Below are 13,442 nucleotides of genomic sequence, written 5' to 3' on the forward strand. Positions count from 1 at the left end.
TTTCTTCCTCCTCCCCTTATGGGAAGGTGGCGTAGGCGGCCTTCGGCCGTCGTTCTTAAAGAACGCCGAAGCGAAGCTTCGGCTACGGCGCCGGATGAGGGGTTGCTTCAGCAAACTGGACTGCGAGATTTTCACTCGCGGAGAGATACCCCTCACCCGTCTCGCCGCTTCGCGACGAGCCATCCTCTCCCACAAGGGGAAGAGCCCGCAGCTCCGGATGTTTCTACCGTCTCGGCGCCGACACTTGTGTCGGCTCGGCGCTGGCGAGTTCGGCGAGCTTGGCGCGCGCTGCCTCTCGCGCGGCGCCGTTCTTGCCGGCGGGCAGCGCCAGCGCGGCCTCGAAATCGGCGCGGGCATCGTCGGCCTGACCGCGGGCGAGGAACGCGAGGCCGCGATCGAGACGGGCCTGCGCATCGGAGGGGTCGAGGCGGACCGCCGTGTTGAAGCTCAGGATGGCCCGATCGAGATCGCCCATGGCGGCGAGCGCAAGACCACGCTGGTGATAGGGTGCGGCGAGCTTGGGATCATGCGCGATCGCCTCGTCATAATCCGCAATGGCACCCTCGAGCTCGCCGTTCAGCCGACGGGCCGTCGCCCGGTCGCGATAGAGCGAGCCGCGGTTGGGATTGAGATGGATGGCCTCGTCGAAATCGGCGATCGCCCGCCTGAAGTCGCCGTGACGCAGCGCGATCCGCCCGCGCCCCGCATAGGCGAAAGCGATCAGCGAGCCGCGAAGCGGCGAGAAGCCGATCACGGCCGAGCAGATGTCAGGATCGTCCTCGTCGCCGCAATTGACGACCATGTGCGTGGACAGGCCGACGAGCACGCAAAGAACGATCAGCAAGAGTACGGCTGCTCTGGTCATCTTCGACGGTGGCCGGAAGCGGGCCGGCCGCGCATCCCCTTTCGAAGGAATGGTCACGTCGAGGTATTAACACCGGCCGGGATGACCCTATGTGCGCCAGGTCACAAAGCCGCAAATCCTCACCGGTTCCGTTGGCTAGCCCCAGGGACTAGCCCCAAGGACCGCGGGAGGGACCGCGGGAAGATCCACGTGACGAGGAGCGGCCCCAGGGGCCGCGCGGCGGGTAGTTCTCGTTGGCCCCAACCGACGGCGCCGCCCGCCCGCCGAGCTCGGACGCAAGCTGTTGGAGGGCGGCGACACGGTTCTGGGTCGAGGGGTGGGTCGCGAACAGATTGTCCACACCATGTCCCGACAGCGGATTGATGATGAACATGTGCGCGGTCGCCGGATTCCGCTCGGCCTCGTAGTTCGGCACCTGATGCGCGGCGCCCTCGATCTTGACCAGCGCCGAGGCCAGCCACATCGGCTGGCCGACGATGCGCGCGCCGAGATTGTCGGCGGCGTATTCGCGTGTACGGCTGATCGCCATCTGCACCAGCATGGCGCCGAGCGGAGCGAGGATCATCATCAGGATCGAGCCGACGATGCCCAGACCATTGTTGTTCTCGCGATTGCCGCCGAAGAACATGCCGAACTGGGCCAGCATGGAGATCGCGCCCGCGATGGTCGCAGTGATGGTCATCAGAAGCGTGTCGTGATGCTTGATGTGGGCGAGCTCGTGCGCGATCACGCCGGCTAGCTCCTCGCGGCTGAGCTGGTTCATCAGGCCGGTGGTGACGGCGACTGCGGCGTTCTCCGGGTTGCGGCCGGTCGCGAACGCATTGGGCTGCACCTCGTCCATCACGAACACGCGCGGCATCGGCAGGCCGGCGCGCCCGGCAAGCTCGGCGACGAGGCCGACCAGCTCCGGTGCGGTCGAACGGTCGACCTCATGGGCGCCGTACATCGACAGCACCATGCGGTCGGAGTTCCAGTAGGTGAAGAGATTGGTCGCGGCGGCAATGACGAGCGCTATCATGGCGCCCGAGGCGCCGCCGATCAGATAGCCGACGCCCATGAACAGGGCGGTCAGGCCTGCGAGCAGCATTGCGGTACGAAAATAGTTCATGGCCGTCTCTCCAGGCCGGTCGCGGCCGCTGGAAGCGCCTGCAGGCCGGCAAACATCAGGTAGGGATGACCCCGGCCGGGATGCAAGGTTTCCGGGTGCGTCGCGGAGCCGCGGCACTGGTCTGAGCGCCATCATTCCATTAAACTTCGTCTAGAATCCCGGCGTCCCCTCCCCCAGCGGAAACCTCATGCTCCTGACCCGATTTTCGATCGCGGCCACCGCTCTTCTCGCGCTCTCCGCTCCCGCCTCCGCCCAGTTCGCGCCGCCACCGGCCAACCCGGCCGCGCCGAAAGCCACCGCCGCCTCGCCACGCACAGCATCGTGCCACAATGGTGCGAGCTTCGATCGCTTCCTGGCGGATGTGAAGCAACAGGCGGTGGCTGCCGGCGTGTCGCAGCGCACGATCGCGGAGGCTTCGCCGTATCTCGTCTACGACCAGGGCATCGTCAACCGCGACCGCGGCCAGCGCGTGTTCGGCCAACTCTTCACCGAATTCGCCGGCCGCATGGCGGCGTCCTATCGCATGCAGAATGGACAGCAGCACATCAAGCGACACGCCGCGGCGTTTGCGCGCGCCGAAAAGGAATATGGCGTGCCACCGGCCGTGATCGCCGCATTCTGGGGCCTCGAGAGCGACTTCGGCGCCAATATGGGTAATCTGCCGACGCTGAAATCGCTGGTGTCGCTCGCCTATGACTGCCGCCGCTCCGAGATGTTCGTGGGCGAGACCATCGCCGCGCTGAAGATCATCGATCGCGGCGATCTGCACCCCGACGAGATGATCGGCTCCTGGGCCGGCGAGCTCGGGCAGACGCAATTCCTGCCCGTGCACTATGTCAACTACGCGGTCGATTATGACGGCGACGGACGGCGCGACCTGTTGCGCTCGCCAGCCGACGTGATCGGCTCGACTGCGAACTACATCGCCAACGGATTGAAGTGGCGGCGCGGCGAGCCGTGGCTGGAAGAGATCAAGGTGCCGCCGGACCTGCCGTGGGACAAGACCGATCTCACGGTGCGCGAGCCGCGCTCGACATGGGCGCAGCTGGGCGTCACCTATCCCGACGGACGTCCGCTGCCGAATGACAATCTTGCGGCATCCGTGCTGCTGCCGATGGGCCGCTTTGGTCCGGCCTTCCTCGCCTATCCGAATTTCGCGGCCTACACCGAGTGGAACAACTCACTGATCTACTCGACCACCGCGGGCTATCTCGCCTCGCGCATCGCCGGCGCCGCGCCGATGCGCAAGCCCTACGCGCCGGTCGCGCAGCTGCCGTTCAACGAGCTGAAGGAATTGCAGCAGCTGCTGGTGCGTGCCGGCTACAATGTCGGCAAGGTCGACGGCGTGCTCGGCCAGCAGAGCCGCACTGCCGTGAAGGCGATGCAGATCAAATACGGCCTGCCGGCCGATTCCTGGCCAACGGCGGAGCTGCTGGCGCGAATGCGCGGCGGCACGGCGCAGGCGCAGCCCCAGGCGACGGTTCGGTAGAATTTTCGCACCGCACAGGCCACTTGCGACGATTGTATTTTTCCATGAGGCTCCCATGTGAGTGGCTCAGGTTTTCTCCTGAGATTTCCCACCATTGAAGCGAGCATCATATGTCCTTCTACGACGCCGTCGTCCCCGCCTATCTGCAGATGCTGAACAGCGTGACCGGGCTGCTCACCAAAGCCGAGGCGCATTGCGCGGCGAAAAAGATCGATCCCGGCGTCCTGCTCGGCTCGCGCCTGTTCCCGGACATGCTGCCGCTGTCGCGGCAGGTCCAGCTGGTCAGCGACTATCCAACCAGAGGCTGTGCGCGGCTGACGCAAAGCGAGGTGCCCTCGACGCCCGACACCGAAACGAGCTTTGCGGAGTTGAAGCAGCGGCTGGCGAAGACGATCGACTATGTCAAATCCTTCAAGCCCGAGCAGTTTGAGGGCGCCGACGCCAAGGACGTCACCTTTCCGGTCGGCCCCGGCAAGACCATCACCATGACGGGACAGCAATTCCTGAGCTCGTTCTCGCTGCCGAACCTCTATTTCCACGCGGCGACAGCCCACGGCATCTTGCGACACAACGGCGTCGAGATCGGCAAGCGCGATTTCCTCGGCGCGAACTGAGTTGTGAAATCGCACGGCTGCGACAGCGGGATTTCGCTGTCGCAGCCGGAATTGCACATGATTTATGCTACGCGGGCGCTGCCGCGTAGCTCGCCTGCACTTTCCGAATGGCTCATCCCTTGCGCCTGATGTCGCGATGCACAAGTGTTCGAAATCTCTCACCGCCTGGAAGCATTCCCAATGAGCCGTTCGACGAAATTGTTTGAGACCTACAAGCTCGGGCCGATCACGCTGGCCAATCGTCTGGTGATGGCGCCGCTGACGCGCAACCGCGCAGCGCCCGGCACGTTCGTTCCGAGTCCGCTGGCGGCCGATTATTACGGCCAGCGCGCCTCCGCAGGACTCCTGATCACCGAAGCGAGCCAGATCTCGCAGCAGGGTCAGGGCTACCAGGACACGCCCGGCATCTACAGCAAGGACCAGGTCGCCGGCTGGCGCAAGGTCACCGACAAGGTGCATGAACGTGGCGGCAAGATCTTCATCCAGCTCTGGCATGTCGGCCGCATCTCGCATGTCGACCTTCAGGCCAATGGCGCCGCCCCGGTCGCGCCGAGCGCGATCCGCGCCAAGGGCAAGACCTTTGTCAACGGCACCTTCGCCGACGTCTCCGAGCCGCGTGCGCTCGAACTCTCCGAAATTCCCGGGATTATCGACGACTTCAAGCGTGCGACGAAGAACGCGCTGGAAGCCGGCTTCGACGGCGTCGAGATCCACGGCGCCAACGGCTATCTGCTCGACCAGTTCGCCAGGGACGGCGCCAACAAGCGCACCGACGCCTATGGCGGCTCGATCGAGAACCGCGCGCGGCTGATGCTGGAAGTCGCCAAGGCCGTCGCCACCGAGGCCGGCAGCGATCGCACCGGCATCCGCATCTCGCCGGTCACGCCGGCCAACGATCTCTCCGACAGCAACCCGCAGCCGCTGTTCGATCACATCGTCGACGGGCTCAACGCGCTCAAGCTGGTCTATCTCCACGTCGTCGAAGGCGCCACCGGCGGCCCGCGCGACATCGCCCCGTTCGACTATGCATCCTTGCGCAAGCGCTTCGCCGGCGCCTACGTCGCCAACAACGGCTACGATTTCGACCTCGCGACCAAGGTGCTGGACACAAACGCAGCCGATCTCATCGCCTTCGGCAAGCCCTTCATCTCCAACCCCGACCTGGTCGAACGGCTGAAGCGGGGCGCGGCACTGAACGAATGGGACAAGAACACCTTCTACGGCGGCGGCGCCAAGGGGTACACGGATTACCCGACGCTCGCGGCCGAGCCGGCGGAGTGAGGCTCCGCGCTCTCCGCCGTCATTGCGAGGAGCTCTTGCGACGAAGCAATCCAGACTGCATCCGCGGAAAGACTCTGGATTGCTTCGCTTCGCTCGCAATGACGTGGAGAGGCGGCGGCGCCACAAACGGAAAGAAAAAGGCCGGGATCGCTCCCGGCCTTTCGCATTTGACGACGTTACGCGCCGCTTACTTCGCTTCCGCGCGCTTGGGCGGGCTCGCCGGCCACGACTTGATCAGCGTGTCGTAGTCGACCGTCTCACCCTTCGGCTTCTCGTTGGCGAGCTTGCGCTGGGGCGCGACAGTGCCATCCTTCTCGGCCTTCGCGAACCAGTACTCCGGCTTCTCCTTCTTGTGGAGCTTCGGACCGCAGGCACCCTGCACGCCGGACTTCTCCAGGCGCTCCATGACCGAGTCCTGGGCCGCGGCGAGCGCGTCCATCGCCTGCTGCGGGGTCTTCGCACCGGACGACGCATCGCCGATGTTCTGCCACCAGAGCTGCGCGAGCTTCGGATAGTCGGGCACGTTGTTGCCGGTCGGGGTCCACTGCACGCGCGCGGGCGAGCGGTAGAACTCGATCAGGCCGCCGAGCTTCGGCGCACGCTCGGTGAACGACTTGTCCCAGATGTCGGATTCACGGATGAAGGTGAGACCGACATGGCTCTTCTTCAAGCTCACCGACTTGGAGACGATGAACTGGAGATAGAGCCAGGCTGCCTTGCGGCGATCCGCCGGGGTCGATTTCAGCAGCGTCAGCGATCCGGCGTCCTGGTAGCCGAGCTTCATGCCTTCCTTCCAGTACGAGCCGTGCGGCGACGGAGCCATACGCCATTTCGGCGTACCGTCCGCGTTCATCACGGCGATGCCCGGCTTCACCATGTCGGCGGTGAAGGCGGTGTACCAGAACATCTGCTGGGCGATGTTGCCCTGCGCCGGCACGGGACCGGACTCGGAGAAGGTCATGCCCTGGGCCTGCGGAGGCGCGTACTTCTTCATCCACTCGAGATATTTGGTGATCGAGTAGACCGCCGCCGGACCGTTGGTGTCGCCACCACGCTCGACGGAAGAGCCGACCGGACGGCAGCCCTCCATGCGGATGCCCCATTCGTCGACCGGCAGACCGTTCGGAATGCCCTTGTCGCCGTTACCGGCCATCGACAGCCAGGCGTCGGTGAAGCGCCAGCCGAGCGAGGGGTCTTTCTTGCCATAGTCCATATGGCCATAGACCTTGACGCCGTTGATCTCCTTCACGTCGTTGGTGAAGAACTCGGCGATGTCCTCATAGGCGGACCAGTTCACGGGCACGCCGAGCTCGTAGCCGTACTTGGCCTTGAACCTGGCCTTGAAGTCGGGATTGGTGAACCAGTCGTAGCGGAACCAGTAGAGGTTAGCGAACTGCTGGTCGGGCAGCTGATAGAGCTTGCCATCCGGCCCGGTGCCGAACGACTTGCCGATGAAGTCGTTGACGTCGAGCATGGGGTCGGTGACGTCCTTGCCCTCACCGGTCATGTAGTCCGACAGCGCGATGGTCTGGCCGTAGCGGAAATGGGTACCGATCAGGTCGGAGTCGTTGATCCAGCCGTCGTAGACGTTCTTGCCGGACTGCATCTGGGTCTGCAGCTTCTCCACGACGTCACCTTCCTGGATGAGGTCGTGCTTGAGCTTGATGCCGGTGAGTTCGGAGAACGCTTTCGCCAGCGTCTGCGCTTCGTATTCGTGGGTGGTGATGGTTTCGGAGACGACGTTGATCTCCATGCCCTTGAAGGGCTCGGCGGCCTTGGCGAACCACTCCAGCTCCTTCTTCTGGTCTTCCTTCGACAGCGTCGAGGGCTGGAATTCCGCGATCCATTTCTGGATCACGGCCTCGTCGGCGGCGCGGACCGGCGCCGAGACCGCAAGCGACACCGCAACGATCGCGGCGGCGCTGGACATGGTCAAAAAGCTATTCTTGGTCAATGGACCTTTCCTTCTCCTAAACTGTCGCATGTTGTTCCTCCGTTGCAGCGACAAACTTTTATACAGGCCCGGGTTGGTCCCGGATCTGGCCGTCCCTTCGCGAGTTTCAGACCGTGCGGAAGATGAGCACGGCCGTGACCAGCGAAATTCCGCTTGCGAGCCACAGGCTCGAAATCTCGAAGCCCTCCTCTCCAATCGGCACCGTGGCGATGGGGTCGGTGCCGACGAGGCCGATCCACGCGAGGTGGATGACGGCGGCGGCGATCAGCGAGATGAACAGGCGATCGCCGCGCGTAGTGGGGATGCGCAGCACGCCGACGCGCTCGGCCTCCGGATAGACCGCAGCGAGCCAGGTCATCACGGCCAGGGTGCAGGCGAGCGCGACGAAGAAGATCGCGGTCGGCAGCGTCCAGGCCATCCATGCGATAGATTCCATGGTTGCCTCCCTACACGCGACCGAGCGCGAAGCCGCGCGCGATATAGTTGCGGACGAACCAGATCACCAGCGCACCCGGAATGATGGTGAGCACGCCGGCGGCGGCGAGCAGGCCCCAGTCCATGCCGGCGGCCGAGACCGTGCGCGTCATGATCGCGGCGATCGGCTTCGCCGACACCGAGGTCAGCGTGCGCGCGAGCAGCAGCTCGACCCAGGAGAACATGAAGCAGAAGAAGGCGGCGACGCCGATCCCGCTCGCGATCAGCGGCACCAGGATCTTGACGAAGAATCGCGGGAAGGAATAGCCGTCGAGGAAGGCGGTCTCGTCGATCTCGCGCGGCACGCCGGAGACGAAGCCTTCGAGGATCCACACCGCCAGCGGCACGTTGAAGATGCAGTGCGCCAGCGCGACCGCCCACGGCGTATCGAACAGGCCGATCGCCGAATAGAGGTTGAAGAACGGCAGCGCATAGACCGCAGCCGGCGCCATGCGGTTCGACAGAAGCCAGAAGAACAGGTGCTTGTCGCCGAGGAAGCGGTAGCGCGAGAACGCGTAGGCCGCAGGCAGCGCGACCGAGATCGAGATGATGGTGTTGAGGATGACGTATTGGAGCGAGTTGATGTAGCCTGAGTACCAGCTCTCGTCGGTGAAGATGCGCTTGTAGTGCTGGAGCGTCGGAGTGTGCGGCCATAGCGTCATCGTCGAGACGATCTCGCTGTTGGTCTTGAAGCTCATGTTGACGAGCCAGTAGATCGGCAGCAGCAGGAAGACCAGGAATAGCCCCATGATGAGGCGGCGGCCGGGAATCGAATGCATCAGGCCACTCCTTCCTTTGGCTTGAGTGCGGGCATGGGCTTGAGCGCGGCCGAAGGCTTGGGCTCCACCGCCGGCTCGCTCGAAGCCTGGATCTTGCGTTCGACGCCGGCATTGGTCATGACGGTGTAGAAGATCCAGCACACGATCAGGATGATGAGGTTGTAGACCAGCGACAGCGCCGCGGCCTTGCCGAGGTCGAACTGGCCGAGCGCGATCTTGACCAGCTCGATGGACACGAAGGTCGTGGAGTTGCCCGGCCCGCCGCCGGTGACGACGAACGGCTCGGTGTAGATCATGAAGCTGTCCATGAAGCGGAGCAGCACCGCAATCAGCAGCACGCGGTTCATCTTCGGCAGCTGGATCGCCTTGAACACGGCCCAGCGCGAGGCGCCGTCGATCTGCGCGGCCTGGTAATAGGCCTCGGGAATCGACTTCAGGCCGGCGTAGCAGAGCAGCGCGACGAGGCTGGTCCAGTGCCAGACGTCCATCACGATGACGGTGACCCAGGCATCGAACTCGTTGGCGACGTAGTTGTAGTCAATGCCGATGGCGTTGAGGGTATAGCCGAGCAGGCCGATGTCGGGCCGGCCGAAAATCTGCCAGATCGTGCCGACCACGTTCCAAGGAATCAGCAGCGGCAGCGCGAGAATGATCAGGCAGGCAGCAACCGTCCAGCCCTCGCGCGGCATCGACAGCGCGACGACGATGCCGAGCGGCACCTCGATGGCGAGGATCACCAGCGAGAAGAACAGGTTGCGTCCGAGGGAAGCAAGAAAGCGGCCGCCGAGATCGGTCGAGGGATCGAGCAGCTCCTTGAACCAGCCGACGCCGTTCCAGAAGAACTGGTTGTTGCCGAAGGTGTCCTGCATGGAATAGTTCACCACCGTCATCAGCGGCAGCACCGCCGAGAAGGCGACGACCAGGAACACCGGCAGTACCAGGAACCAGGCTTTTTGGTTGACGGTCTTGTCCATCAGGCGGCTCCCTCCACCAGAAGGCTGTCGGCATAGACGTGCACGTGTGACGGATCGAATTTCAGCCCGGCGCTGCCGTCGGCGCTGGTGAAGCCGCCAGGGGCGCGCGCCGCGAGCTTGGCGTCGCCGACGCGCACGCGCGCGAAGCGGATGCGGCCGAGATCATCGATGCGCTCGATCCTGGCGGTGAGCAGGCCCGGCGCGGGCGCGACCACCTCGACGAATTCGGGACGGACGCCGATCTCGATCTTGGCGCCCGAAGGCAGATTGTCGTAGCTGCGATTGAGCGCGATGACGTGGCCGCCGATCCAGGCCTCGCGCCCCCGCACCTCCGCCGGCAGGATGTTCATGCCGGGCGAGCCGATGAAATAGCCGACGAACGTGTGCGCCGGCTTGTCGAACAGTTCGGCGGGCGTGCCGCTCTGCACGACGCGGCCGTCGTGCATGACGACAACGGTGTCGGCGAAGGTCAGCGCTTCGGTCTGGTCGTGGGTGACGTAGATCATCGTGAGGTCGAGCTCGCGATGCAGCGCCTTCAGCTTGGAGCGGAGCTGCCATTTCAGTTCGGGATCGATCACCGTCAGCGGCTCGTCGAACAGCACAGCGGCGACGTCCGAGCGGACGAGGCCGCGGCCGAGCGAGATCTTCTGCTTGGCATCGGCGGTCAGGCGCGTGGCCTTGCGGTTCAAATAGGGCTCGAGGTCGAGCAGGCGGCCGATCTCGGCGACGCGCCTGTCGATGTCGGCCTTCGGCACGCCGCGGTTCTTCAGCGGAAACGCCAGGTTCTGTCCAACCGTCATGGTGTCGTAGATCACCGGAAACTGGAACACCTGCGCGATGTTGCGCTTCTGGGTCGACAGCGGTGTGATGTCCTTGCCGTCGAACAGGATTTTCCCGCGCGACGGCGTGATGATGCCGGAGATGACGTTGAGAAGCGTGGTCTTGCCACAGCCGGACGGGCCGAGCAGCGCATAGGCGCCGCCCTGCCGCCAGGTCATGGTCACCGGCTTCAGCGCAAAGCTCTCCTGCGGCGCGTCGTTGCCGCCATAGGAGTGCGCGAGATCGACGAGGTCAATGCGGGCCATGGCGCACCTCCCTCAGGAGCTTTGTCTGTTTGACGCGTTTTCTTCACGCGAACCGCTACGCACTTCGCTTGAAAACGCTATGCCCGGCGCGGCGACCAGCCGGTCCGCCGCGTCAAAGACGAAGACATCATTGGGATCGAGCACGGCATCGAGCATCTGGCCGGGCTCGAACTCGTGCACGCCGTGCAGCACCGCCACCCAGTTCGATCCGTCGCGGGTCAAATGCACGAAGCTCTCCGAACCGGTGATCTCGGTCACCGTGACAGTGGCGTGGAAGGCGTGGCGATCGGTCTCGCCATTGGCAAGCCCGAGCTGATGGGCGCGGAAGCCGACGCGATAGGTTCCGTCGGCGAGCGAGGCATAGAGGCCCGAGGCCGGCGAAGACGTGCCGCCGGCATATTGCACGGAGCCGTTCTTCTTCTCGATGCCGACGAGGTTGAGCGGCGGATCCGAGAACACCTGGGCGACGCGCAAGGTCTGCGGCCGGCGGTAGACGCTGGCGGTCTCGCCCATCTGCAGCGCCTGGCCCTCCCACATGCACACCGTGTTGCCGCCGAGCAGCAGCGCCTCGGTCGGCTCGGTCGTGGCATAGACGAAGATCGCGCCCGAGGCCTCGAAGATGCGCGGCAATTCGGCGCGCAGCTCCTCGCGCAGCTTGTAGTCGAGATTGGCGAGCGGCTCGTCGAGCAGCACGAGATCGGCGCCCTTGACCAGCGCGCGTGCGATCGCGGTGCGCTGCTGCTGGCCGCCGGAGAGCTGGAGCGGCGTGCGCTTCAGGAACGGCTCGAGCCGCAGCAGTTTTGCCGCCTCCGCCACGCGCGCCTCGATCTCGTCGCGCGGCTTGCCCTGCACGCGCAGGGGCGAGGCGATGTTCTCGTAGACCGTGAGCGAGGGGTAGTTGATGAACTGCTGATAGACCATCGCGACCGAGCGCTGGCGCACGTCGGCGCCGGTGACGTCCTTGCCGTTGACCAGCACCTTGCCCGTGGTCGGCTTGTCGAGACCGGCGAGCAGCCGCATGATCGAGGTCTTGCCCGACAGCGTCGGCCCGAGCAGGACGTTGAGCGTACCGCTCTCGAGAGTCAGGGAGACATCGCGGATGTGCTCGACACCCTCGACGGTCCGGGTCACGTGATCGAGTGTCACGGTCATGAGCGCCCTCCCGCTTCCAGCAGGGGACTTTGCGGCACGGCGTGGGTCCTGATCCAGTCGTCGAGTGCCGCAATCTCGTCGGCAGATAGTCGCAGGCCGAGCTTGGAACGGCGCCAGACGACGTCGTCCGCTGTGACCGCCCACTCATTGGCGATGAGGTAGCGGACCTCGCGCTCGGTCAGGGTGGCGCCGAAGGCCTGGCCTAGATCGGCCAATGATTTCGCATCGCCGAGCAGCTTGATCGCCCGCGTGCCATAAGCGCGCGCGAGCCGCCTTGCATGCTCATGGCTGAGGAAGGGATAGCCGCGCTGGAGCTCGGCGATCAGGCCGTCGATATCCGACACGTCCATGTCGCCGCCGGGCAGCGGCCATTTGCCGGTCCAGCCCTCGCGCGCTTTCGCGCTGCGAAGATAGGGCGCAAGGCGTTCCAGGGCCTCTTCGGCGAGCCTGCGATAGGTCGTGATCTTGCCGCCATAGATGGACAGCAGCGGCACGCCACCGGGCGTGTCGAGCTCGAACACGTAGTCGCGCGTCGCGGCCTTGGCTTCGCTGGCGCCATCGTCATAGAGCGGCCGCACGCCGGAATAGGTCCAGACCACGTCATCCGGCGTGACCGGCTTGGCGAGATATTCGCTCGCCGCGGTGCAGAGATACTGGATCTCCTCGGCCGTCGCCTTCACCTTGGCAGGATCGCCGTCATAGTCGCGATCGGTGGTGCCGATCAGCGTGAAATCGTCCTGGTACGGGATGACGAAGATGATGCGGCCATCGGCATTCTGGAACATGTAGGCACGGTCGTGATCGTAAAGTTTCTTCACGACAATATGTGAGCCCTGCACCAGGCGGACTTTTGCCTTCGCATTGACACCCGCGCCGCGGCCGAGCACGTCCTCGACCCAGGGACCGCCGGCATTGACGAGCGCGCGCGCCCGGACCTGCGAGCGCTCGCCGGTCAGCGTATTGACCATGCTGACCATCCAGAGGCCGCCGGACTGGCGAATCTCGGTGGCGCGGGTGCGGGTCCGGATCTCGGCGCCCTTGTCGGCGGCATCGCGCGCGTTGAGCACGACGAGGCGGGCGTCGTCGACGAAACAGTCCGAATATTCGAAGGCGCGGCTGTAGCGGTTCGGGATCAGCGGCTTGCCGACCTCATCGCGCTTGAGATCGACCGAGCGGGTCGCCGGCAGCAGGTGCCGGCCGCCGATGTGATCATAGAGGAAGAGGCCGAGGCGCAGCAGCCAGGCCGGGCGCAGGCCGGCGTGATGCGGCAAAACGAAACGCAGGGGGCGGATGATGTGGGGCGCGATGCCCCAGAGGATCTCGCGCTCGATCAGCGCCTCGCGGACCAGGCGAAACTCGTAATATTCGAGATAGCGCAGGCCGCCATGCACCAGCTTGGTCGACCAGGACGACGTCCCGCTCGCCAGATCGTTCATTTCGCACAGGAAAACCGTGTTGCCACGGCCCACCGCATCGCGCGCGATGCCGCAGCCGTTAACACCGCCTCCGATGATGGCGAGATCGAAAATACGCTCCAACAGACGCATCCCCCGGCGACCGCTCGTTCCGTCGAGCGGCTACTTTCGCTTTTGATTAGATCATACAGGAAAACGAAAGCAAGATGAAAGAGAGAGGAGGAGAAGCGAAAGTTGGCCTATCTTGTGGGG

At 64.7% G+C, this 13,442-nt stretch carries 12 protein-coding genes; 3 read left to right on the forward strand and 9 right to left on the reverse strand.

The features are described from left to right. Positions 1–223: 223 nt before the first annotated feature. Both H1B27_RS20980 and htpX read right to left on the reverse strand, forming a co-directional pair. Positions 224–865 carry a tetratricopeptide repeat protein gene (locus tag H1B27_RS20980; RefSeq protein WP_197967366.1) on the reverse strand — a complete coding sequence of 214 codons (642 nt, stop codon included), beginning with the start codon at positions 863–865 and terminating at the stop codon, positions 224–226. A 148-nt stretch (positions 866–1,013) separates the two neighbouring features. Then, entirely contained in the window at positions 1,014–1,973 is a 960-nt protein-coding gene (htpX, locus tag H1B27_RS20985; protein WP_197967367.1) for a zinc metalloprotease HtpX, read from the reverse strand. 187 nt (positions 1,974–2,160) lie between these two features. Here htpX and H1B27_RS20990 point away from each other — a divergent pair, with 187 nt between their 5' ends. The 3 genes from H1B27_RS20990 (at position 2,161) to H1B27_RS21000 (ending at position 5,357) form a co-directional block, all read left to right on the forward strand. Beyond that, complete coding sequence (locus H1B27_RS20990; RefSeq protein WP_197967368.1) at positions 2,161–3,462, forward strand: lytic murein transglycosylase; 1,302 nt, start codon at positions 2,161–2,163, stop codon at positions 3,460–3,462. 110 nt (positions 3,463–3,572) lie between these two features. Next, positions 3,573–4,076: a DUF1993 domain-containing protein gene (locus tag H1B27_RS20995; RefSeq protein WP_061878563.1), complete on the forward strand. Its 504-nt coding sequence runs from the start codon at positions 3,573–3,575 to the stop codon at positions 4,074–4,076. 180 nt (positions 4,077–4,256) lie between these two features. Continuing rightward, positions 4,257–5,357 (forward strand): alkene reductase, encoded by a 1,101-nt coding sequence (locus H1B27_RS21000; RefSeq protein WP_197967369.1) that lies wholly within the window; start codon positions 4,257–4,259, stop codon positions 5,355–5,357. A 187-nt stretch (positions 5,358–5,544) separates the two neighbouring features. On the opposite strand, the gene H1B27_RS21005 is transcribed toward H1B27_RS21000, so the two are convergent. From H1B27_RS21005 to glpD, 7 genes are all read right to left on the reverse strand, one after another. Beyond that, positions 5,545–7,287, reverse strand: coding sequence for an ABC transporter substrate-binding protein (locus H1B27_RS21005; RefSeq protein WP_061878565.1), 1,743 nt, complete (start codon positions 7,285–7,287; stop codon positions 5,545–5,547). A 130-nt stretch (positions 7,288–7,417) separates the two neighbouring features. Beyond that, positions 7,418–7,747 (reverse strand): DUF2160 domain-containing protein, encoded by a 330-nt coding sequence (locus tag H1B27_RS21010; RefSeq protein WP_061878566.1) that lies wholly within the window; start codon positions 7,745–7,747, stop codon positions 7,418–7,420. A gap of 10 nt (positions 7,748–7,757) precedes the next feature. Further along, complete coding sequence (locus tag H1B27_RS21015) at positions 7,758–8,564, reverse strand: carbohydrate ABC transporter permease (RefSeq protein WP_197967370.1); 807 nt, start codon at positions 8,562–8,564, stop codon at positions 7,758–7,760. Further along, positions 8,564–9,538 (reverse strand): carbohydrate ABC transporter permease, encoded by a 975-nt coding sequence (locus tag H1B27_RS21020; protein WP_197967371.1) that lies wholly within the window; start codon positions 9,536–9,538, stop codon positions 8,564–8,566. Before H1B27_RS21020 ends, H1B27_RS21015 begins: the two co-directional genes overlap by 1 nt. After that, entirely contained in the window at positions 9,538–10,623 is a 1,086-nt protein-coding gene (locus tag H1B27_RS21025) for an ABC transporter ATP-binding protein (protein WP_197967372.1), read from the reverse strand. Before H1B27_RS21025 ends, H1B27_RS21020 begins: the two co-directional genes overlap by 1 nt. 12 nt (positions 10,624–10,635) lie before the next feature. Then, positions 10,636–11,775 (reverse strand): ABC transporter ATP-binding protein, encoded by a 1,140-nt coding sequence (locus H1B27_RS21030; protein ID WP_197967373.1) that lies wholly within the window; start codon positions 11,773–11,775, stop codon positions 10,636–10,638. Next, entirely contained in the window at positions 11,772–13,322 is a 1,551-nt protein-coding gene (gene glpD, locus H1B27_RS21035; RefSeq protein ID WP_197967374.1) for a glycerol-3-phosphate dehydrogenase, read from the reverse strand. Before glpD ends, H1B27_RS21030 begins: the two co-directional genes overlap by 4 nt. Positions 13,323–13,442 lie beyond the last annotated feature (120 nt).

Origin of the sequence: Bradyrhizobium diversitatis (genome assembly GCF_016031635.1) — a bacterium.
Taxonomy (GTDB): Bacteria; Pseudomonadota; Alphaproteobacteria; order Rhizobiales; family Xanthobacteraceae; genus Bradyrhizobium; species Bradyrhizobium diversitatis.